General features: G+C 64.1%; 20 protein-coding genes. 12 read left to right on the top strand and 8 right to left on the bottom strand.

Going from position 1 to position 20439, the window contains the following annotated elements; translation table 11 throughout:
- The first annotated feature begins 128 nt into the window (after positions 1-128).
- Complete coding sequence (locus B6S01_RS08585) at positions 129-2309, top strand: AsmA family protein (protein WP_037468847.1); 2181 nt, start codon at positions 129-131, stop codon at positions 2307-2309.
- A gap of 18 nt (positions 2310-2327) precedes the next feature.
- On the opposite strand, the gene hisN is transcribed toward B6S01_RS08585, so the two are convergent.
- Positions 2328-3113, bottom strand: a complete 786-nt coding sequence (gene hisN, locus B6S01_RS08580) for a histidinol-phosphatase (protein ID WP_037468843.1) — start codon at positions 3111-3113, stop codon at positions 2328-2330.
- 77 nt (positions 3114-3190) lie between these two features.
- Between hisN and B6S01_RS08575 the strand changes: the two genes are divergently transcribed.
- Both B6S01_RS08575 and B6S01_RS08570 read left to right on the top strand, forming a co-directional pair.
- Entirely contained in the window at positions 3191-3619 is a 429-nt protein-coding gene (locus B6S01_RS08575) for a VOC family protein (RefSeq protein ID WP_037468840.1), read from the top strand.
- A gap of 52 nt (positions 3620-3671) precedes the next feature.
- Positions 3672-3905: a hypothetical protein gene (locus B6S01_RS08570; protein WP_037468826.1), complete on the top strand. Its 234-nt coding sequence runs from the start codon at positions 3672-3674 to the stop codon at positions 3903-3905.
- Between the two features lie 25 nt (positions 3906-3930).
- Here B6S01_RS08570 and B6S01_RS08565 read toward each other — a convergent pair whose 3' ends face one another.
- Positions 3931-4866 carry a ribose-phosphate pyrophosphokinase gene (locus B6S01_RS08565; protein WP_037468824.1) on the bottom strand — a complete coding sequence of 312 codons (936 nt, stop codon included), beginning with the start codon at positions 4864-4866 and terminating at the stop codon, positions 3931-3933.
- A gap of 119 nt (positions 4867-4985) precedes the next feature.
- Between B6S01_RS08565 and B6S01_RS08560 the strand changes: the two genes are divergently transcribed.
- Together B6S01_RS08560 and gltX are read left to right on the top strand one after the other, a co-directional pair.
- Positions 4986-6647 carry an NAD+ synthase gene (locus tag B6S01_RS08560; RefSeq protein WP_037468822.1) on the top strand — a complete coding sequence of 554 codons (1662 nt, stop codon included), beginning with the start codon at positions 4986-4988 and terminating at the stop codon, positions 6645-6647.
- Position 6648: 1 nt separating this feature from the next.
- A complete protein-coding gene (gene gltX / locus B6S01_RS08555; protein ID WP_037468821.1) occupies positions 6649-7974 on the top strand; it encodes a glutamate--tRNA ligase in 1326 nt (441 codons plus the stop codon).
- 35 nt (positions 7975-8009) lie between these two features.
- Here gltX and B6S01_RS08550 read toward each other — a convergent pair whose 3' ends face one another.
- The 4 genes from B6S01_RS08550 to hemC all read right to left on the bottom strand — a co-directional run bounded on the left by B6S01_RS08550 (position 8010) and on the right by hemC (position 11293).
- Complete coding sequence (locus tag B6S01_RS08550) at positions 8010-8759, bottom strand: esterase/lipase family protein (RefSeq protein WP_037468820.1); 750 nt, start codon at positions 8757-8759, stop codon at positions 8010-8012.
- A gap of 114 nt (positions 8760-8873) precedes the next feature.
- Complete coding sequence (locus B6S01_RS08545) at positions 8874-9761, bottom strand: MICOS complex subunit MIC60 (protein ID WP_037468818.1); 888 nt, start codon at positions 9759-9761, stop codon at positions 8874-8876.
- 9 nt (positions 9762-9770) lie between these two features.
- Complete coding sequence (locus B6S01_RS08540; protein ID WP_037468816.1) at positions 9771-10439, bottom strand: uroporphyrinogen-III synthase; 669 nt, start codon at positions 10437-10439, stop codon at positions 9771-9773.
- Positions 10436-11293, bottom strand: a complete 858-nt coding sequence (gene hemC / locus B6S01_RS08535; protein WP_231568083.1) for a hydroxymethylbilane synthase — start codon at positions 11291-11293, stop codon at positions 10436-10438. Before hemC ends, B6S01_RS08540 begins: the two co-directional genes overlap by 4 nt.
- A 125-nt stretch (positions 11294-11418) precedes the next feature.
- Between hemC and tsaD the strand changes: the two genes are divergently transcribed.
- Genes tsaD through B6S01_RS08520 form a run of 3 tightly spaced genes read left to right on the top strand, consistent with a single transcriptional unit; the run spans position 11419 to position 15010 of the window.
- Positions 11419-12453 carry a tRNA (adenosine(37)-N6)-threonylcarbamoyltransferase complex transferase subunit TsaD gene (tsaD, locus tag B6S01_RS08530; RefSeq protein WP_037469145.1) on the top strand — a complete coding sequence of 345 codons (1035 nt, stop codon included), beginning with the start codon at positions 11419-11421 and terminating at the stop codon, positions 12451-12453.
- 13 nt (positions 12454-12466) lie between these two features.
- On the top strand, positions 12467-13438 hold the full coding sequence (locus B6S01_RS08525; protein WP_037468814.1) for an NAD(P)H-dependent glycerol-3-phosphate dehydrogenase: 972 nt from the start codon (positions 12467-12469) through the stop codon (positions 13436-13438).
- A 48-nt stretch (positions 13439-13486) separates the two neighbouring features.
- Positions 13487-15010 carry a lipopolysaccharide biosynthesis protein gene (locus B6S01_RS08520; RefSeq protein ID WP_051908589.1) on the top strand — a complete coding sequence of 508 codons (1524 nt, stop codon included), beginning with the start codon at positions 13487-13489 and terminating at the stop codon, positions 15008-15010.
- 47 nt (positions 15011-15057) lie between these two features.
- On the opposite strand, the gene B6S01_RS08515 is transcribed toward B6S01_RS08520, so the two are convergent.
- Positions 15058-16059 carry an adenosine kinase gene (locus B6S01_RS08515; protein ID WP_037468811.1) on the bottom strand — a complete coding sequence of 334 codons (1002 nt, stop codon included), beginning with the start codon at positions 16057-16059 and terminating at the stop codon, positions 15058-15060.
- 116 nt (positions 16060-16175) lie between these two features.
- On the opposite strand from B6S01_RS08515, the gene B6S01_RS08510 reads away from it, so the two are divergent.
- Both B6S01_RS08510 and B6S01_RS08505 read left to right on the top strand, forming a co-directional pair.
- The gene (locus B6S01_RS08510) at positions 16176-16844 is read left to right on the top strand and encodes an EI24 domain-containing protein (RefSeq protein WP_037468809.1); all 669 of its coding nucleotides are present in this window, start codon (positions 16176-16178) and stop codon (positions 16842-16844) included.
- Positions 16841-17209, top strand: a complete 369-nt coding sequence (locus tag B6S01_RS08505; protein ID WP_037468807.1) for a hypothetical protein — start codon at positions 16841-16843, stop codon at positions 17207-17209. Before B6S01_RS08510 ends, B6S01_RS08505 begins: the two co-directional genes overlap by 4 nt.
- Here the strand turns inward: B6S01_RS08505 and queG are convergent.
- Complete coding sequence (gene queG / locus B6S01_RS08500; RefSeq protein WP_037468805.1) at positions 17202-18260, bottom strand: tRNA epoxyqueuosine(34) reductase QueG; 1059 nt, start codon at positions 18258-18260, stop codon at positions 17202-17204. The two genes, B6S01_RS08505 and queG, sit on opposite strands and share 8 nt — an antisense overlap.
- A 22-nt stretch (positions 18261-18282) precedes the next feature.
- On the opposite strand from queG, the gene B6S01_RS08495 reads away from it, so the two are divergent.
- Together B6S01_RS08495 and B6S01_RS08490 are read left to right on the top strand one after the other, a co-directional pair.
- Positions 18283-19245, top strand: a complete 963-nt coding sequence (locus tag B6S01_RS08495; RefSeq protein WP_037469139.1) for an ABC transporter ATP-binding protein — start codon at positions 18283-18285, stop codon at positions 19243-19245.
- Positions 19242-20438, top strand: a complete 1197-nt coding sequence (locus tag B6S01_RS08490; RefSeq protein WP_037468803.1) for an ABC transporter permease — start codon at positions 19242-19244, stop codon at positions 20436-20438. The genes B6S01_RS08495 and B6S01_RS08490 overlap by 4 nt, the downstream gene beginning before the upstream one ends.
- Position 20439 lies beyond the last annotated feature (1 nt).

The following is a 20439-nucleotide window of genomic DNA, read 5'->3' as shown; positions in this document are numbered from 1 at the left end:
CGGACAGCCCCGGCAGCCCTAGTTAGCCGGGCGGTCCTTCCAAATATCGCGAAGGGGCGCCCATAATCGGATGTGACGCCCAAGGCAAGCGATTCGGACCCAAAAGTGCGGGACGGCGTTGTTGCGCCATGGCCGACGCCGATCCCCCCCGGCTGGGCAAACCCGACCCAGAGGCTCCACCGCCACCCAGCCCGGCGGGAGGTTTGGGCCATTACTGGTCGCGCGTGCGTGCGCGCTGGCGCAAGGTCCCGCTGCCGGTGCGCATTATCGGCTATATCATCGCTGTCCTCTTTCTCCTCTGGCTGACTCTCTTCATCACCAAGGGCCGGTTCCTGAAACATCCGTTCGAACGCTTCCTTACCAGCAGGCTTGAACGAACGGTCGAGGTTGAGGGTGACTTTCAGCTCTACTTCGCGCCCCTCGCCGTCAAGTTCCGCGCGGAAAAGATGGCGATAGCCAACACGCCATGGGCCAGCCGACCGGACTTCTTTCGCGCCGACCTGATCGATGCGCGCATTGCTCCCCTTAGTCTTGTCTTCGGCGACAAATATCGCATCGGCTGGCTCGAACTGCGCAATGCAGCGGCTGACCTTGAATGGTCGCGCGATGGCAAGAGCAACAGCTGGACCTTTGGCGATCCGGGGAAGAAAGGCGAGCCGCTCGATCTGCCGCTGGTGCGCCGTGCTCTGCTTGCCGGAACTACGATACGCTATCGCGACCCGCGCATGCTGCTCGCCACCGACATACGCTTTGAAACGGTGAAGGCGCAGGACACGCGCTTTGCCAGCGATATCCGCTTTTCAGGCGATGGGACGATGCGCGATCGTCGCTTCACCCTGCGCGGCGGCCTTCTGTCGCCTAATGAAACCGTGACCGGGGGAAAGAACAGCCTCGCTCTCCATGCGCAATCGGGCGCAACCGTGCTGGAGGTCAGCGGGACGCTGCCCGGTGCTACGGAGATAGAGGGAGCCGACCTGCGCCTTTTGACCCATGGTCCCAATCTTGCGCTGCTTTTCGACTTTCTGGGTGTCGCTATTCCCGAAACCCGCGCGTATCGCTTCACCTCCGCGCTTGCCAGGCAGGAGGACGCTTGGCGCTTTACCCATTTGAAGGGCCGGTTCGGCGACAGCGATCTGGCGGGTCGCATGATCGTATCGCGGCCCGAAAATCGCCTGCATATAAAGGCGGACCTTACCACCCGGACGCTGGACATCGTCGATGTGGGGCCTTTTATCGGTTATGATCCGGAACGTCTGAAGGCGCAGGGAGCGGACGGCGCGATAGAAAATGTGGGTGGCGCTCCACGCATCCTGCCTGACGCAAAGCTGCGCGCGGACGCGCTGCGGAATTTCGATGCCAGTGTCCGCTATGATGTGCGCCGCATTCGCGCGCCCAATGTTCCGATTTCCAATGTCGGGCTGACCGTCGCGCTCGAACGGAGCCTGCTGTCGCTGTCTCCTCTCACCTTCGACATGTCGGGGGGGCATGTGAGTTCCGACATAGAAATCAATGCGCGGACCAGCCCGGTGCGGACGCGCTATGATATCCGTCTTTCGCCGACGCCCATGGGCACGCTGCTGGGCCGCTGGGGCGTGGAGCAATCGGGGACGACCGGCATTATCAAGGCCCGTGCCCAGCTGACCGGACTGGGTGACACGGTTCATGATTCGCTCGCCACATCCGACGGACGCATCGCCGTCATCCTGCCCGCTGGCGCCATGTGGGCGCGCAATGTGCAGCTATCCGAACTTGATATCGGCACCTTCATCACGAAGATGTTCGAAAAGAAGCTGAAAGAGCCCGTCCAGATCAATTGCGGCCTCATCGCCTTCACGGTCCGAAACGGGATCGCGGCTGCCGACCCCATCATTATCGACACCAGGAAGAATGTGATGCTGGGCCGGGGCGGCTTTTCATTCCGCAACGAAAGCCTGGATTTGGCCTTCCGCGCCGATGGCAAGAAGTTCAGCCTTTTCTCGGGGCAGTCGCCGGTCGGGATCAAGGGCTATTTCGCCCGCCCGAGCATCGACGTCATCAGTCCCGAATTGATGGCGAGGGGCGGCGCGGCGGCTGCGTTGGGCATTGCCGCCAGCCCGCTGGCTGCGGTGCTTGCCTTCGTGGATGTAGGTGATGCCAAAAGCGCCGCCTGTGGGCCGGTCCTCGCTGGCGCCACGGCTGCTGCCCAACGTACCAAAGGTGGCGAGCCTCGGGATGACGTAGGACGTGGCACCACGGCGAAGGACGAATCAGGAAAGTCGAACGCCACGGAGAAGAAGGCGCAGAAGAAGAAGTTTCTTGGAATTTTCTAATCTGTCCGGGCGATCACCTCAGTGGTCATGATGTTCGTCGGCAAGGGCCTCGAGCACATCTTCCAGCCGCGCCGGATCGCCCAGCGCGATCACGCGTCCGTCGCTGTCGGCGGTGATCGGGTCGCCCGCCCAGTCGCACATGCGTCCGCCTGCGCCTTCGACCACGGGCGCCAGCGCGGCGATGTCATGCAGCTTCAGCCCTGCCTCGATCACGATATCGACATGGCCCGATGCGATTAGTCCGTAATTATAGCAGTCGCCCCCCCACACCGTGTCGCGGCACTGCCCCGCAAGCCGGGAGAAATGCTCACCGGTACAACCGGGAAAATATTGCGGCCCGGTACTCGCGACGATCGCCTCCTCCAGCGACCGGCAGGCGCGGGTCGTCACTGGCTGCCCGTTAAAGGTCGTCGGTTGGCCCATCATCCCTGCCCAGCGTTCCTTCGCAATCGGCTGGTCGATGATGCCGATCGTGGGCCACCCTGCCTCAGTCAGCGCGATCAGCGTGCCAAAGATCGGCCGCCCTGCAATGAAGCTGCGCGTGCCATCAATCGGATCCAGGATCCACACGCGCTCCGCATCCTCGCGCGTCGCGCCATATTCCTCGCCGATAATCCCGTCCTGCGGGCGCTCTTTCTCCAATATCGCCCGGATTGCCGCTTCGGCGGCGCGGTCGGCCTCCGTTACCGGCGATTTGTCCGACTTGAACTCCATGTCGTAGCGCGCGCGGAAAAAGGGCCGGATCGCCGTTGCTGCTGCGTCGGCGAGGCGATGGGCAAGGGTCAGGTCGTCGCGTGTCGTCATGGCTCCCCGCCTAGCGGTAAAGCGCCTCTCGCGCTAGGCTGTGCCCCGCCGATTCCTCGTGCCTGAAGGAGGGAAAGATGCCCGGTTCGCCTGTGATCCCCGGCCTGCGCTATGACGATGCGCCTGCCGCCATACGCTTTTTGTGCGACGCCTTCGGTTTCGAAGTCCGGGCATCCTATGAGGATGATGCCGACCCGCGCATCATCCATCATGCCGAACTGGCGCTGGGGGACGGCATGGTGATGCTGGGCAGCGCCCGGGATGGCGAAGAAGAATCTCTGTACAGCTGGACGACTCCGCGCGAACTGGGCGGCGTCACGACCTGCATCTATGTCGTTGTCCCGGATGCCGACGCCCACTGCCTCCACGCTCGCAATGCAGGGGCGGTGGTGGTGAGCGAGCCGCATGATAATCAGGGCTATCCCGGCCGGGGATATGAAGCGCTTGATCCGGAAGGCAATGTCTGGAGCTTTGGCACTTACGATCCCTGGACGGGCAGCGTTTAAGTTTTCCGCAAGATCATGCCGTTAGCCTTCCGTTCATCCAAGGGGGCATGGTGTGACGCTGATCGGCTGGATATTGAGTTTCGTTGCTTTGCTGGGCGCTCTGGCGCTGCGGCAGGACATGCCCATGTCTGGATCGTTCAGCCTGTCGAACATGCTGTTCCTGCTCGCGCTGCTATCCTGCCCGATGCTCTGGCGGGACAAACCGCTCGGCATATCCCGCGGCCACCGCGTCGTGGGCGCGCTGATTCTGTTATTCTGTCTGCCGCTGCTGCCAGTTGCTTCCTAAAAAGTCGCGCGGCGCAACTTGCCATTCAGTCGAATAGGCTGGAAACCGAGCTTTCGTCAGCAATACGCTTGATCGCCTCGCCCAACAGCGGCGCGATCGGCAGGTGGCGGATGCTCTTGGCGTTGCATACCGCGTCGGTGCCCTGGATCGAGTCGGTGATGACCAGTTCCTTCAGCTCAGACGCCTCGACGCGTGCAACGGCCCCGCCGGACAGCACGCCATGGCTGACATAAGCGACGACTTCCTCCGCGCCTGCCGCTTTCAGCGCACTGGCTGCGTTGCAGAGTGTGCCCGCCGAATCGACGATGTCGTCGATCAGCACGCAGAATCGGCCCTTCACATCGCCGATGATGTTCATGACTTCCGATTCGCCCGCCCGCTCACGGCGCTTGTCGACGATCGCGAGGGGAGCGTTGTCCAGCCGCTTGGCCAGCGCACGGGCGCGTACCACGCCGCCGACGTCTGGCGATATAACCATCAGGTTGCGGTCGCCAAAGCGCGCCTGGATATCCGCCGACATCACCGGCGCGCCGAATAGATTATCGGTTGGAATGTCGAAAAAGCCCTGGATCTGCCCGGCATGCAGATCGACCGACAGCACGCGGTTGGCGCCCGCCGTGGTGATGAGGTTGGCCACCAGCTTGGCCGAGATCGGCGTGCGGGGGCCGGGTTTCCGGTCTTGGCGCGCATAGCCGAAATAGGGAACGACCGCGGTGATTCGCTTGGCCGACGCGCGCTTGAGCGCATCGATCATGATCAGCAATTCCATCAGATTGTCGTTGGTGGGATAGGCCGTGGACTGGATCACGAACACGTCCTCGCCCCGGACATTCTCGTGAATTTCAACGAAAACTTCCTCATCCGCGAAGCGGCGGACGCTCGCATCGGTCAGGGGGATCTCGATATAGTCTGCAATCGCGGCCGCAAGCGGCTTGTTGGAATTGCCGGTCATGAGTTTCATGGCCAAACCCCCGTGACGAATTGATGACGCTGTGTGAAACGCGGCCCCTTTAGCGGCGCATGTCCTTCGTGGAAAGGCGCTTTTGCTCCCTGCGGCAAAATGCTCTAGGGCGCCTGCCCATGAACGACAAACTCGTGATCGCCCTTGCCCAGATGACGCAATCGGTGGGCGACCTTGCCGCCAATGCCGATGCGATGCTGGAATGGCGGAGCAGGGCTGCTGGCGCGGACCTTATCGTCTATCCCGAATTGCAGCTGATCGGCTATCCGCCTGAGGATCTGGTGCTGAAGCCCGCACTGGTCGATCGCGCCAATTACGAACTCGTTCGGCTTGCCCAGGCGACGGCCGACGGCGGCCCCGCAATGCTGGTCGGCACGGTCGTCGCGTCGCAGGGTGTCCTGTTCAACGTCGTCGCCCTGCTGGACAATGGCGCGGTAACGGCCATCCGTCAGAAGCGCGAGCTGCCCAATTATGGGACGTTCGACGAAAAGCGCCTCTTCGCGCCCGGCCCGCTGCCCGCGCCGATCGACTTCCGGGGCGTGAAGATCGGCGTCCCCATCTGCGAGGATATCTGGTTCCCCTTCGTTACCGCTCATCTGCGGGTCGAAGGCGCGGAAATCCTCATCAGCCCCAACGGCAGCCCGTTCGAAATCGACAAGGATGACCGCCGGATCAACGCAGTCGCCGGCACCCGCGTGCGCGAAACCGGCCTGCCGCTCGTTTATCTCAACCGAGTTGGCGGCCAGGATGAGCTGGTGTTCGACGGCGCTTCTTTTGTCATGGGCGCCGACCGCGGCATCGCCCACCAGCTGCCCGATTGGGAGGAGGCGCTCGTCCTCACCCAATGGGAAAAATGGGACGGCCAATGGGTATGCATCCCGGGTGACCAGCACATGCTCGACGCACGCCCGGCCGACATCTATAACGCCATGGTGCTGGGCCTTCGCGATTATGTGAACCGCAACGGCTTCCCCGGCGTGGTGCTGGGCCTGTCGGGCGGCATTGATTCTGCCCTTTCGGCGGCCGTCGCCGTCGATGCGCTGGGCGCGGATCGCGTCTGGTGCGTCATGATGCCGTCCCGCTTCACCAGTCAGGAAAGCCTGGACGACGCGGTGGAGTGCGCCAGGCTGCTGGGCGTTCGCTATGACACCATCCCGATCGAGCCCGCCGTCGCCGCCTTCGACGCAATGCTTGGCTCAGCCTTTGAAGGGCGTCAGCGGGACCTGACCGAGGAAAATCTTCAGTCTCGCATCCGGGGCGTCACGTTGATGGGTCTTTCCAACAAATTCGGCCACATGCTGCTGACGACCGGCAACAAGAGCGAGATGTCGGTTGGCTATGCCACCATTTATGGCGACATGGCGGGCGGCTATTCCGTGTTGAAGGATGCCTACAAGACCACGGTCTTTGATCTCAGCCGCTGGCGTAATGAGAATGTCCCCTCACTGGGCGAGGCGTTCGGCCCTACTGGGCCGGTGATGCCGGATCGGGTAATCACCAAGCCGCCAAGCGCCGAGCTGCGCGACGACCAGAAGGATGAGGACAGCCTGCCCCCCTATGAGGTGCTGGACCCCATCCTGTACGGCCTGGTCGAGGAAGAGCTTTCCGTCGAGCAACTCGTTGCCCGCGGCTTCGACCGCGATACCGTCGCCCGGATCGAGCGCCTGCTCTACGTCGCGGAGTATAAACGCCGCCAGTCGCCCCCCGGCGTGAAGCTCGGCATCCGCAATTTCGGACGCGACCGCCGTTACCCGATCACAAACGCTTTCAGAACGCTGTAAAATGACCGTCATCACCCGCTTTGCTCCGTCGCCTACCGGCAATCTGCACGTCGGCAATATCCGCGCCGCGCTTCATAACTGGCTGTGGGCACGAAAAAGCGGCGGCCGGTTCCTTCTGCGGCTCGACGACACGGACCTTGAACGGTCGCGTCCCGAATATGCCGACGCGATCAAGGCGGACCTTGGCTGGCTGGGCATTCACTGGGACGGTGAAGAGAAGCAGTCCGGCCGCTTTGCCCTTTACGAGGAGAAATTTGAGCACCTCAAAGCCTCTGGCCGTGTCTACCCAGCCTACGAAACCAGCCAGGAACTGGATTTGCGGCGCAAGGTCCTTCTCGGCCGTGGCCTGCCGCCCGTCTATGATCGCGCTGCACTGTCCCTGACGCCGGACCAGATCGCTGCTTATGAAACCCAAGGCCGCAAGCCCCACTGGCGTTTCAAGCTCGACCATGGCCAACCGATAGCCTGGACCGATCTCATTCGCGGCGATCAGCGTTTCGATCCGAAGCTGTTGTCCGACCCGGTGATCCGCCGCGCCGACGGCAGCTGGCTCTATATGCTCCCCTCGGTGATCGACGATATCGACATGGCGGTAACCCATGTTCTGCGCGGCGAGGATCATGTGTCCAACACCGCGACCCAGATCCAGATGTTCGCTGCCCTCGGTGCGCCCCTGCCTCACTTCGCCCATGAGGCCCTGCTGACGGGCAGCGAAGGAAAGCTGTCAAAGCGCCTGGGTTCGCTGGGTGTGGCGCATTTCCGTGAAATCGGTCTGGAGCCGATCGCTCTTCTCGCTTTGCTTGCCCGCCTGGGCACATCAATGCCGATCGAACCCGTCACCGAACTGCAGCCGCTTATCGACAGTTTCGATTTCGCGCATTTCGGACGCGCGCCCGCCCGCTTCGATGAAGCAGAGCTTGCAGCGCTGAACCAGAAAATCGTCCATATGCTGCCTTATGGCGCGGTGTCCGACCGCCTCCCTGAGGGAATGGATGAGGCGGGATGGGAGGCGATTCGTCCGAATCTGGAGACGGTGGCGCAGGCGGCAGACTGGTGGCGCATTGTCACTGGTCCGATTGAAGCGCCCGCACCGGAGGAAGAGGATTGCGACTTCCTCGCCACCGCGCGCGAAATCCTGCTGGACCTTTCGTTCGACGCCGACATTTGGCGAACGCTGACCGGCGCACTGAAGGACCGGACCGGACGCAAGGGCAAGCAACTCTTCCTTCCGCTGAGGCGCGCGCTTACTGGACTAGATCACGGCCCCGACATGAGCCAGCTGCTGCCCCTGATCGGCAGGGAGGAAGCGCTTGGGCGCCTCGCCTGACCGAGGATAAAACTATCGCGCGCATGGCCGGGTAGTCAGTCCCGCAACCGCTCCAGCGCCTTGCCCACAGCCAATATGCCTTCCGGCGCAACGGCGAAGCCCATATGGGTGCAATCGACCTCCATCGCCCTGTCGCGCTCGCCCGCGCGCCCCTTGGCGCATGCTGGCAAGATCACGCCGTCGCGCCGCGACCAGAGCGCGATGGTCGGCACGGGCGGCTTGACCGCGCGGTCACAGGCGAAGGGCGGGCAATCAACCGGGTGACCCGCCACCAGCTGGTAAAGCCGCCAGGCATGATTGGCGCGCACGTCCCCGGAAAAGGGCGTCCCCATGGTGACAACGCCGCCGACCTTGTTGGTCGCGATCTTGGCATATTCTCTCGCGAACAGGCCGCCCAGGCTCCAGCCGACCAATGTCACTGGCTTGCCGCTGCCGCGCCGGATTTCATCCACGCGCCGGTCGATCTTTTCAAGGCTGTCGGCACGAGGCCCCAGATTGCGGCCCATTCCCCAGCCATGCGCTTCAAAGCCCGCTGCCTGCAATATGGCGCGCAAAGGCTCCATCCGCTGTTCTGACGCCAGAAGACCGGGGATCAGCAGAACTTGCCGGCCATCACCGCGAATCGCTCTCGCCAGCGAAGCGGCCTGCGCCCGGCTGCGCGCCAGGTCGAAGGGCATGGAGGCATTGGCCAACAAATGCTTCACCGGCGGTAGTTCAGGCGCGCGCGGCCCTGCGGCTAGGCGTCCTTTCCAGAAGCTGGTGATCGATTCGGCATATGGCGGCACGAGAAATAAGTCTCCCTGGCCCAATGGGCGAAAGATGACATTCTCATGACAAATGCTCAACGCGTCCAATGGTTTCGCTCATCTGAGCCAACCATTGGTCGATTATGACAGTTTTCAGGGCGCCAGAGGGGACGTCTGGCTCACGGCAGCACCATCGACGGCGCGCAACTGACGCGGTTCCAGTATCGCGGCCGTCTCGATTAGGTCCAACGCGCGGCGCGCCTCCAGATAGCGGCGGGCATATTGCATCCATCGGTCGGCGGCTGCCCGCCCCGGCATCTGCTCGACTTCGGTCAGCGCTGCGCTTACCCGGCCTCCATCGATATAACGGAGCGCGCGATCCATCGCCACCTGTGGCCGGGGCGAAGGCGTCGATCCGCGACGAATCGTCAATAGCTCGCGAGCTTCATGTTCAAAGGCCTCCCACCAGCCGGTTTGCGGGCCGGGGGTCGTCAACTGGTCGGCGATGCTGGCAAGTCCGCCACGCAGGTCGGCCAGCGTCACGGGTTCCCTTGCGGCATTGATGATCGTCGCGACCGCACGCGGTTGTGCCTGGCCAAAACGCAGCCGCAATTGCCCCTCGACATAGCCGAGCGGCGCGCCGCTATCGAGCGCGCGGCGCGCGGCGAACGCCACCAGCAGGCTTTCCGCCCGCGCGGCGTTGCCGGACGCTGCCTGCGCTTCCACGGTGATGCGGTTAAGCCTTTGCTCCAGCTGAACTACGCGGTCATCCAGCATCTTTGCCGTGTCGGTAGCCAGCGGCCTCATGGCGACGCCAGGCCGCAAATAAGGATCGGCCGTTACCACCGACTGACGCGCGTTGCTGTTCCACCGTCCCTGCACATAGGGCACCGCCAATATCGTCAGCACGACGCCGATGGCGAAAGCGAGCAGGAGAAGGACAGGCATCAGCCATGGGCCTCGTCCACGGGGGGATGCAGGCGGCATTGCCGTTACGCCTGTCGCGCCGCCTTCTTCGCTCATCGGAGACTTTTCTTCCATCTTGGCGGATCATTCGCACAATCGGACGGCGAGGGCCAGCATCCTCTCATCATCGGGCTGGCCGGGCGCTTCGCCGCTTGCCCATCCCTGCCCGCAGGCTTCAAGCGCAGCCGGGCTGATGGCGATGATGTGAAGGTCGCGCCGTTGAAGCGGGTCGACGAGCGCAGCCAGCCTGCTCCCGGCCCGTGGCGAATGGACCAGCAGCACCGCGTCCGGTTCCAGAAGCGCATGCAGCCCAGCCTCCGGCTTCTCGCCGATTGTATAAACCGGCACCCGCTGGATGTTGAGGGGGCCTGGCGCGATCGGCGCCACGGTCGTGCCGCCCAGATGCAGCAGCCGGTGGCGCCCATCCGCCGTGATCCGGGCAGCAATTGCGCTGCCATCCAGATCGCCATGCACGATGTTCTGGAAACCCTCCTCCGCCATCGCCCGCGCCGTGGCGCTTCCGACCGCATAAGCGGGCAGGCCGTGATAGCGGGCGAGTTGCGCGCCTCCCAGCCGTGCTGCCTGTGCGCTGGTCATCAACAGCGCGTCGAAATCCTCGCGCGGTGGTGCTTCCCAGGCGATCGGACGCGCTTCGAACAGAGAGCAGAGGCGGGGCGCCAAGCCCAGCCGCCTTGCACGCGCCGCGCTTTCGCTTGCCCCCGGCTCAGGCCGCAGGATGATGACCGGCGTCACGCCTCGAACAGCGCGCGCAGCTCCGCACTGGCGCTATCCAGCAACGCACGACCCATCGCTTCGGCCGCTTCGGTGTCCCTGCGGGCGATGTCTCGCACATCGCTGACCCGTTCCTGTCCATCAGCACTCAATATCTCGGCCGAAAGGCGGATCGTCCCGCCCTCCAGCCGCCCCAGCGCCGCAATCGGCGAATGGCACGTGCCGCCTAATCCCTTGAGCACAGCGCGCTCCGCCATCACGCAATCGAATGTGTCGGGGTCATTGATTGCCGCCAGCGTCGCCAGCATCGGCGCATTGCTCGCCAGCGCCTCGATCCCCACGGCCCCTTGCGAGGGCGCCGGCAGCATGACGTCGAGCGGGATGCTGGTCCCCACCTCGCCCTGACCCAGCCGGTCGAGGCCCGCCGCCGCCAGCAAGGTCGCATGGACTTCCCCCGCCGCCAGCTTGGCCAGCCGAGTCGCGACATTGCCCCTGAACAGCACCACCTGGGCGTCTGGGCGCAATCGCTTCACTTGCGCAGCGCGGCGCGGGGAGCTTGATCCCACCACCGGACTGGCCGGTAATGCAGCAAAGCTGTCCGCGCCCACCAGCCGGTCCCGAACATCCGCCCGCGGCAACATCGCAGCGATCCGGATTTCCTTTGGCCTGATGGTCTCCACATCCTTCATGCTATGGACGGCGAAGTCGATTTCGCCAGCCAGCAATGCGCGATCAAGCTCCTTGGTCCACAGCGCCTTGCCGCCAATCTCGGCAAGCGCGCGGTCCTGGATGCGGTCGCCGCTGGTCTGCACGATCACCGTCTGGATCGCATCCGCATGCCATCCGTGGCGCGCGCATAGTGCGTCCGCCGTCATGCGCGCCTGGGCAAGGGCAAGGGGCGATCCCCGCGTACCTAGGCGGAGCGGGCGACCGGGCAGGGAGGAAGGCGTCATCATATGCCGCTTGCTCTAATGGCCGTGGGCATTAGATGGAAGCAACAATGACGATCATCCTCGGCCTGGAATCGAGCTGCGACGAAACCGCAGCGGCGCTCGTGACGGCGGAGGGCAAGATCCTTGCGCACCGCCTCGCCACGCAGGAGGAAGCGCATCGCCCCTACGGCGGCGTCGTTCCCGAAATCGCCGCCCGCGCCCATGTGGAGGCGCTTGCTCCGCTGGTCGAAGCGGTGCTGGCCGACGCCAATCTGACGCTGGATCAGGTCGATGTGATCGCCGCCACGGCGGGTCCGGGGCTGATCGGCGGCGTGATGGTTGGCCTCGTAACCGGCAAGGCGTTGGCCCATGCCGCCAACAAGCCGCTGATTGCCGTCAATCATCTTGAAGGCCACGCGCTCTCGCCGCGCCTCGCAGATCCGTCGCTGCAATTTCCCTATTTGCTGCTGCTGGTTTCGGGCGGTCATTGCCAGTTGCTGCATGTCCGTGGCCCGGGCGACTACGCCCGTCTCGCCACCACCATAGACGATGCATCCGGCGAAGCGTTCGATAAGACGGCGAAGCTGCTCGGCCTGGGCTATCCCGGCGGGCCCGCCGTGGAGCAGGCAGCGGCGAAGGGCGATGCGAAGGCGGTGCCCTTGCCCCGGCCTCTGGTCGGCACGGCGGAACCCCATTTTTCCTTCGCGGGGCTCAAGAGCGCCGTCATGCGTGCGGCGCAGTCCGGCCAATATTCGGCCGAAGATATCGCCGCCAGTTTTCAGCAGGCCGTCATCGACTGCCTGATCGACCGCACGGAAAAGCAGCTTGCCATCCATGATGGGGTGACGGCGCTGGTCGTCGCTGGCGGCGTGGCCGCGAACCAGTCCATCCGCGCCGCGCTTCAGGCGCTGGCCGCCAGATATGACCTGCCCTTCGTCGCGCCGCCGCTCTGGCTTTGCACCGACAATGCGGCCATGATCGCCTGGGCGGGGGCGGAGCGATATGCGGCAGGACTGGTGGACGATCTGACGGTTCCGGCCCGGCCACGCTGGCCGCTCGATCCGGACGCGGAAAAGGCGCGCGGCGCCGGGGTCAAGGCATGAAGAGTGTAAAGGCATGAAGGCGGGCGTGATCGGTGCTGGCGCATGGGGAACCGCGCTGGCGCAAACCCTTTCGTCGCAGGGCGACGATGTCCTCCTGTGGGCGCTCGAGCCCGAAGTGGTGGACGCGGTCAATCGCGATCGCCTCAACCCCCTTTACCTTCCCGGCATCCCGCTAGGCCCTGCCGTGCGCGCCACCGGCGACATGGCGGAAATGGAAGACCGCGACCTGCTGCTGATCGTCAGCCCCGCCCAGCATTTGCGGGCTGTCGTGGCGGGACTCCCCTCGGGCCTTCCGCTGATCCTCTGCTCCAAGGGGATAGAGGCCGGGACAAGCCTGCTCATGTCGGAAGTGGCGCAGCAGGCGCAGCCCAAATCCCCCATCGCGGTGCTGTCAGGCCCCACTTTCGCGCATGAAGTGGCAAGGGGCCTGCCGACCGCCATCACCCTCGCCTGTGCAGACGCCGACCTTGGACGCCAGATCGCGGCGCGCATCGCCCGGCCCGCCTTTCGTCCTTATCTGTCCGACGATGTGGTCGGCGCGGAAATTGGCGGCGCGGTGAAGAATGTCCTGGCGATCGCCTGCGGCGTCGCGGAAGGGGCCGGCCTTGGCCTCAACGCCCGTGCCTCGCTCATCAGCCGGGGCTTTGCCGAAATGACGCGTTTTGGTCTCGCGCGGGGCGCGCGCGCGGAAACGCTGTCGGGGCTTTCGGGCCTCGGCGACCTCGTTCTTACCTGTTCCTCGACCAATTCGCGCAACTTCTCGCTCGGCAAGGGGCTGGGGGAGGGGCGTCCGTCCGCCGAACTGCTCGCCAACCGCCGCACCGTGGCCGAAGGCGCTTTCACCGCCCCGGTCCTGCGTGATGCGGCGCGCGCCGCCATGGTCGAAATGCCCGTGGTTGAAGCTGTCTGCGCCCTGCTCGAAGATGCAGCGCCGCTTGGCCATGTCATCGACGCTCTGCTCGCCCGCCCGTTGCGGCCGGAATAATTCCGTCGCCCTTGCATCCTTTATTGTTTACCATTCGGCGGAAAGATGATGCGACAGGGGGACCCAGATACTTTGCCGGCTGAGCAGGCTTCCTCCTCGCAACAGGACGATATCGCCGCCCTGGCCAAGGGCGGGCGGACCAATGTGTTTGGTTTCCTCCTGCGCCTTGCCGCGCGATTGCCGTTCCTGTTCATCGCCGGCCGCTGGTATGGGGCGGACGCGCTGGGCCGCTTTGCCTATGCCGTTCTGGTGGTCGAATTCGTCGCGCAACTGGCGACATTAGGGCTGAAACGTGGCCTTGCCGGGGCGCTTGCGCAGACGGAACGGCCGCATAACCATGTCGTAACCGATGCGATGCTGGTCACCATGATAGCCGCGCTTTTCGGTAGCGCCCTGCTGGTCGCCTTTCCGCAGGCGATGTTTCCCAACAGTGGCATCAACGGCCTTGATCGGCTGCTCGCACTGATCGTCATTGCGGTTGCGGGCTCCGACGTAGCCTTGGCTGCCTGCGCCTACCGTTTCGATATCGGCGCGACGGTCCGTGCACGGTCGATCATAGAGCCTTGGGCCATCAGCATCGGCGCCTTTGCCTTTTCATTTTATTCGACGCGAGACGGGCTGATCCTGTCCTATGTCCTGTCCATGGTCGCGGCCCTGGTCGCCTCGATCATCCCCATGACCCGGCACTATGGCATACCCTATGGCTGGCGGCCCGACGGCGGCAGGCTCTGGCGCCTTGCTCGCCGCAACCTGCCGCTTGCAGCAGCCGATGGCGTTGAATGGGGATCGCGCCGACTTGATCTCGCGATACTCGGCCTGTTTGTCAGCCCGGCGGTGGTGGGCATATATTATGTTGCGCAGCAGGTCGCCTCTCTGCCGCAAAAGCTCAAAACCAGTTTCGACCCCATCCTTGGCCCGGTCATCACGCGCAACCTTGCGGAAGGCAATCTGACGGCGATTGCGAAGCAGGTCAGCCAGGTCGGCTTCTGGATCATCGCCGCGCAGGCCGGCATCGCCTTGGCGCTCGGCATCCCCGGCGAAGCGGTCATGGGTCTGGTCGGCCCCCATTTTGTCGGCGGCACTGGAGCGCTGGCCTTCCTTTTGCTGGCTGAAGTCGTCGCGGCCACGGCGGTCGTCAGCGAATCCGCGCTCGTCTACATCGCGCGCCACCGCAATCTCATGATCTCTCTGTGCATGATCGGTCTGCAGGCGGCGCTCAGCTTCGGACTTATCATGCTGGCGCGCCGTTTCGGCCTGTCGCCGATGGCGATTGCGGCGGCCCCCGCGCTGGCGCTCAGCATTGCGCTGGGCGCGGGCGCGCTGGTCAAGGCGCGGCTTCTCTCCCATCTGCTGGGCGCGAAGGTGAATGCCTGGCGCTGGCCGCTGCTCAGCGCCTGCGGCGTCGCCTGTATCGTTGGAGCGGCCTTCGTCGCCTTGCCCCGCGAATATGAATGGGTCGAACTGGTCTTTGGCGTCGCCACGATCCTGGGCGTTTATGGCTTTGTCATCTGGCGCTGGGGCTTCGGGCCGGAAGACCGCGCGCTATTCCGGCGACAGAAGGCGGTGGCCTGAACGAAGTTGTTGCCGCAACTTCGCTCACGACGACCGAAGGCAACGGATCAGCCGAACAATTTGGCTCGAAGCGCCTGCAGATCCTGCTCAGGCCGTGCGCCCCAGTGGGAAATCACTTCGGCCGCTGCGGCTGCCCCCAGTTCCAGACAATGATGCACGTCCAGCCCTTCGAGATGCCCGGCCAGGAACCCGGCTGCGAACAGGTCTCCCGCACCGGTCGTATCGACGATCTGCGCGACCGGGGCCGCGGTTACTTCGTAGCGAAGGCCGTCCACCACCGCGATCGCGCCCTTTTCGCTGCGCGTCGAGACCAGCACCGGCACCTTGCCCGAGAAGGTTGCGACTGCCCGATCAAAATCATCGACCTGCGCCAGCGCCTGGATTTCATGCTCATTGGAAAAGAGGATGTCGATCTGTCCCTGTTCGATCAGCTCGACGAAATCGGCCCGATGCCGTTCGATCACAAACCCATCCGACAGGGTGAAGGCGACTTTGCGGCCAGCCCCGCGTGCCGCGTCGATAGCGGCGCGCATCGCCGCGCGCGGCTGTTCGGGGTCCCACAGATAGCCTTCAAGATAGAGGATCGAAGCTGACCGGATCAGCTCCAGGTCCAGCGCGGTTTCGGGAAGGAACTGCGACGCGCCAAGAAACGTGTTCATCGTCCGCTGCGCGTCCGGCGTCACCAGGATCAGGCAGCGTGCGGTGGGTATATCCCCCTTCGCCGCTGGCGTGTCATAGCGGATGCCCAGCGCCCGCACATCATGGGCGAATACCTCGCCCAACTGATCGTCGCACACCTGGCCGATGAAGCCGCAGCGCTTTCCAAATGCCGCCAGCCCGGCAAGGGTATTGGCCGCCGATCCGCCGCTGACTTCCTTGCCAGCGGCCATGTCGGCATAAAGGCTCTCGGCGGTTTCGGCGTCGATCAACTGCATGCCGCCCTTGGTCAGCGCGTGTTCGGCCAGAAACGCATCATCGCTCGGCGCGAGCACATCGACGATGGCGTTGCCGATCGCGACAACATCTAACGAGGGAGCAGCAGCGGTCACGCAATATCCTTCGATTGAAGAAAGGGCCAGGAAATCGCGCCGTGTCTACCGATCCGGATCGTCCCGCGCAACGGCGCTGATTGACGCAGTCATCCGGGCGCGGGATAGCAACCTCCATGGGGATCTCAGCCGTCCTTCGCGCATTTCCAGCAATCTTCCATCCTGCAGCCCTGCGCCTGCTGGGCAAGACATTGCTGCTGACGCTGCTGGTTTTCGCCATGGCGGGGCTTGGCGTCTGGACGGCCGTGCATGGCGTTCGCCTGTATTTCGGCTGGGGTGGAGGCGGTTTCGCCGAAGCGGCGGCCACGGTTATCGCTGTGGTTGCCTTCGCCTGGCTGCTCTTTCGCACCATCGCCATGGCGGCCATGAACCTGTTTGCCGACGACATCATCGTCGCGGTTGAACGGGCCAGCTATCCCGACGCAGCGGCAATCGCGCATTCCCTGGGCGTGGGGGCCAGCGTGCGGCTTGCGCTCGCATCGGTCGTCCGCACGGTTGGCTGGAACCTGCTTGCCTTGCCAGCCTATCTGCTCCTGCTCGTTACCGGAGTCGGCACGATCGGGCTGTTCCTGGCGCTTAACGCCTATCTGTTGGGCCGCGACCTTGCCGACATGGTGGAGCCGCGCCATGCCGGTCTGCCGCCGATAGCTCCCCTCCGCCGGTGGCTCATGGGCCTCGTCTCGACGTTTCTGTTCCTGATACCCTTCATCAACCTGCTTGCGCCGATCTGGAGCGCGGCTATGGCGGTGCACATGCTGCACGGCGCCAAAAGCAAGTCACGATGAACCCTGTCCGCCTGATCATCGGAATCGCCCTCGCAGGCCCGCTGGCAGCCTGTGGTTCGGTCGTGCCGCCCGCGTCTATCGGCCGCCCCGCCGCCGGTCCCCCCGCCAGCGCCTTCATGCGCTCCGGCCCGCTGATGGGCATGGATGCTCGCCATCTCATTCAGCAGTTCGGCACGCCGCGTCTCGACATTCGCGAAAGTACGATGCGCAAGCTTCAATTCGCCAACGGCCGCTGCGTGCTGGACGCCTATCTGTATGCGCCTGGCCGGGGCAAGGAACCGGTCGTCACTCATGTCGATGCACGCACGCCTGCGGGAACGGATCTGGATCCCGGCGCCTGCGCCGCTAATCTGCACGCTAAATAGCTTCCTTAGCGGACAGCTTTCCGATCGCCCAGGCCGCTGCTTCCGCGACGACCGTGTCGCCGTCGGCCAGCAAGGGCTGCAACCGCGCGATCAGCCTCGGTTCCCCGCTATTTCCGGCAGCGATCGCCGCGTTGCGCACCATGCGGTCCCGTCCGATCCGCTTGATCGGAGAGCCTGAGAAAATCTCGCGAAACCCCGCATCATCCAGCGCAAGCAGGTCGTCCAGTTCCGGCGCGGCCAGCTCTGCCCGCCCAATGAACGCCTTGTTGGCTGCTGCCGCATCGGCAAACTTGTTCCAGGGGCAGACCGCCAGGCAATCGTCGCAGCCATAGATGCGGTTGCCGATTCCTACCCTAAACTCCTCCGGTATCGGCCCCTTATGCTCGATGGTAAGGTAGGAAATGCACCGCCGTGCATCGACCACATAGGGGGCGGGAAAGGCGTCGGTGGGGCAAGCCGTCTGGCAGGCATTGCAACTGCCGCAATGGTCCACTGCCGGCGCGTCCGGCTCCAGCGCGATCTCGCTGTAAATGGCCCCCAGAAACAGCCAACTGCCATGATCGCGGCTGACCAGATTGCTATGCTTGCCCTGCCAGCCGAGGCCAGCCGCCGCGGCAAGCGGCTTTTCCATCACTGGCGCTGTATCGACGAAAACCTTGAGTGCGCTTTCCTGCTGCTCCACAAGCCAGCGCGCCAGAATCTTCAGGCCCTTCTTGACGACGTCATGATAGTCGCGCCCCTGCGCATAGACCGAAATCCGCCCCCGATCGCTCACATCCGCCAGCTTCAGTGGATCGCGGCCGGGCGCATAGCTCATACCCAGCATGATGACGCTGCGCACATCGGGCCACAGCCCCCTGGGCGAAGCGCGCTGTTCGGCTCGGTCCTCCATCCACAGCATGTCGCCATGGCGGCCCGCATCCAGCCACTGCCGCAGCCTTTGCCCCGCCTCTGGCGCCGCGTCGGCGCGCGCAATGGCGCAAGCGGCAAAGCCCAGCCGCTGCGCCTGCGCCTTCAGGCGTTGTTCCAAGGTTTCAGTTTGCGTTGGCATGGTGTGCGACTATCAGGGGCGGATGATCGGTAGTGCTCCGGCTCCTTCCCCGACCTATGCCGTCGAAGGCCATGGTCTTGTCAAGACATTCGGCAATTTCCGGGCGGTCGATGGTATCGATATCGCGGTGCCTGCGGGGTCGATCTATGGCATTCTGGGTCCCAATGGCGCGGGCAAGACCACCTTGCTCCGCACGCTGCTTGGCATCATCGATCCTGATGAGGGGCATCGCAGCTTGCTGGGCGACGATGTCCCGCTGCGCCAGGCGCGCATCATTGGCTACTTGCCCGAGGAGCGCGGCCTCTATCCCTCGATGAAAGCGGCCGAAGCCATCGCGTTCATGGGCGCATTGCGCGGCTTGCCGCTGAAAATAGGGCGGGAACGCGCCCGGGCGATGCTCATCGAGCACGGTATGGGCGCGTCCGTCGACAAACCGATCCGCCAGCTGTCGAAGGGCATGGCGCAAACCGTGCAATTATTCGGCACCATCATCCACGAACCCCGGCTGATCGTATTGGACGAGCCTTTTTCCGGGCTCGACGCCATCAATCAGGGCAAGCTGGAGCTGTTGATCCGCGATCAGGCGCGGCGGGGCGTCACAATCCTGTTTTCCACCCATGTCATCGCGCATGCCGAACGGTTGTGCGAACGCATCGCCATCGTCGCTGGCGGTCGCATCCGCTTCGAAGGATCGGTAAGCGAGGCGCGCGATCAGTTGCGCCCGAAGGTCAGGCTGCGCACGCGGGCGAGCGATGGCGGCTGGCGTCGCGCCTTGCCGCCCGAAACATTGGCCGCCGATGGAGCGTGGCATTTTGACTTGCCTGATGAGGGCATTGAGCCGCTGCTTCGCGCCTTGCTGGATGGCCATGCCGGTATTGAAAGCCTGTCGATCGAACGGCCAGGATTGCACGACGCCTTCGTCGCCATCGCAGGAGATGCCGCCGCCCGGCAGATGCAAGATGTGGAAGAGGAAGGCGCTGCATGAGCGAGGTTCTGCGCGCCGCTCTGGTCATTGCCCGGCGGGATTTTTCCGCCGTCATCTTTTCAAAGACATTCATCCTCTTTTTGTTGGGGCCGCTGTTTCCTGTCGTCATCGGCATGGCGTTCGGCGGGTTGGGAGAGAAGATCACGCGGGAAAGCCTGCGTCCCACGGTCGGCATGTCCATGACCGCGCCGGACGCCGCCCGGATGGAACGGGCGCATCGCATTCTTGCCGCGCGCATCGGCGCTGAAAATCTCCCGAATCTCCAGCGCGCGCCGACGGGCGATCCGCGCGCGTTGCTGGCGCGCCGCGACGCACGGTTCATGGCGATCGTTTCGGGCAGCGTGGAACGACCGATACTGACCGGCAAAGCGAGCGATCTTGCCATGCTGGAGCGCGACATAAGCCTGCTTGCGAGCGCCGCTGTCGCGGGTGATCAACTGCCCCATGTGCAGGTTGAAAAGCAGCTCGTCTCCGCCAGCGCGGGCGCGGAGGCGCAGTCACGCCTGCTGACCGGGCGGGCGGCGCAAGTGCTGGTTTTCCTGCTCACCATGCTGTTGGCGGGGATGGTCCTATCCAACCTGGTGGAGGAAAAGACCAACAAGGTCATTGAAATCCTGGCCGCTGCCGTGCCGATCGATTCGGTGTTTCTGGGCAAGTTGCTGGCCATGCTGGGGATGAGCTTCGTCGGCATCGGTTTTTGGGGAAGCGCGATCGTCGCGGGCGTCAAGCTGCTGGCTGGTCCGGATATCGCGCCGCCCACCCCTGCGGTGGGCTGGCCGATATTCCTGTTGCTGGGCGCGGTCTATTTCACCATGGCCTATGCGCTGCTCGGCTCGCTGTTCCTGGGCATCGGCGCTCAGGCCGCGACGGTGCGGGAAGTGCAGACGCTCAACATGCCCGTCACCATGGCGCAGATGGGCGTATTTTTCTTCGCGACCTATGCCGTCGATCATATGGGCTCCGCGCCCGAAGTGGCTGCGATCATCTTTCCCTTCTCCTCGCCCTTCGCCATGATCGCGCGGGCGGCGCAGGACGCGGCGATCTGGCCACACCTGCTCGCGATCGGCTGGCAGGCGATCTGGGTCGCGGTCATCATCCGCCTTGGCGTATGGCTGTTTCGCCGCCATGTGCTGAAGTCGGGCCGGTCCAGTCGCCGCAGGCTGTTCAGGCGGCGCTCAGCCATGGTAAAGTAGG

The organism is Sphingobium herbicidovorans (assembly GCF_002080435.1).
In the GTDB taxonomy this organism is placed as follows: domain Bacteria; phylum Pseudomonadota; class Alphaproteobacteria; order Sphingomonadales; family Sphingomonadaceae; genus Sphingobium; species Sphingobium herbicidovorans.
The sequence above is the reverse complement of the archived record's forward strand: the minus strand, read 5'-3'. Positions and strand labels throughout refer to the sequence as shown.

What these genes read in the sequence shown, in the direction of transcription:
- B6S01_RS08505 (WP_037468807.1), top strand. Translation starts at nt 16,841, where the DNA reads ATGAACCCTGTCCGCCTGATCATCGGAATCGCCCTCGCAGGCCCGCTG.
- B6S01_RS08490 (WP_037468803.1), top strand. Translation starts at nt 19,242, where the DNA reads ATGAGCGAGGTTCTGCGCGCCGCTCTGGTCATTGCCCGGCGGGATTTT.
- B6S01_RS08585 (WP_037468847.1), top strand. Translation starts at nt 129, where the DNA reads ATGGCCGACGCCGATCCCCCCCGGCTGGGCAAACCCGACCCAGAGGCT.
- queG (WP_037468805.1), bottom strand. Translation starts at nt 18,260, where the DNA reads ATGCCAACGCAAACTGAAACCTTGGAACAACGCCTGAAGGCGCAGGCG.
- gltX (WP_037468821.1), top strand. Translation starts at nt 6,649, where the DNA reads ATGACCGTCATCACCCGCTTTGCTCCGTCGCCTACCGGCAATCTGCAC.
- tsaD (WP_037469145.1), top strand. Translation starts at nt 11,419, where the DNA reads ATGACGATCATCCTCGGCCTGGAATCGAGCTGCGACGAAACCGCAGCG.
- B6S01_RS08575 (WP_037468840.1), top strand. Translation starts at nt 3,191, where the DNA reads ATGCCCGGTTCGCCTGTGATCCCCGGCCTGCGCTATGACGATGCGCCT.
- B6S01_RS08565 (WP_037468824.1), bottom strand. Translation starts at nt 4,866, where the DNA reads ATGAAACTCATGACCGGCAATTCCAACAAGCCGCTTGCGGCCGCGATT.
- hisN (WP_037468843.1), bottom strand. Translation starts at nt 3,113, where the DNA reads ATGACGACACGCGACGACCTGACCCTTGCCCATCGCCTCGCCGACGCA.
- B6S01_RS08545 (WP_037468818.1), bottom strand. Translation starts at nt 9,761, where the DNA reads ATGGAAGAAAAGTCTCCGATGAGCGAAGAAGGCGGCGCGACAGGCGTA.
- B6S01_RS08525 (WP_037468814.1), top strand. Translation starts at nt 12,467, where the DNA reads ATGAAGGCGGGCGTGATCGGTGCTGGCGCATGGGGAACCGCGCTGGCG.
- B6S01_RS08495 (WP_037469139.1), top strand. Translation starts at nt 18,283, where the DNA reads ATGATCGGTAGTGCTCCGGCTCCTTCCCCGACCTATGCCGTCGAAGGC.
- B6S01_RS08560 (WP_037468822.1), top strand. Translation starts at nt 4,986, where the DNA reads ATGAACGACAAACTCGTGATCGCCCTTGCCCAGATGACGCAATCGGTG.
- B6S01_RS08520 (WP_051908589.1), top strand. Translation starts at nt 13,487, where the DNA reads ATGCGACAGGGGGACCCAGATACTTTGCCGGCTGAGCAGGCTTCCTCC.
- hemC (WP_231568083.1), bottom strand. Translation starts at nt 11,293, where the DNA reads ATGACGGCGGACGCACTATGCGCGCGCCACGGATGGCATGCGGATGCG.
- B6S01_RS08510 (WP_037468809.1), top strand. Translation starts at nt 16,176, where the DNA reads ATGGGGATCTCAGCCGTCCTTCGCGCATTTCCAGCAATCTTCCATCCT.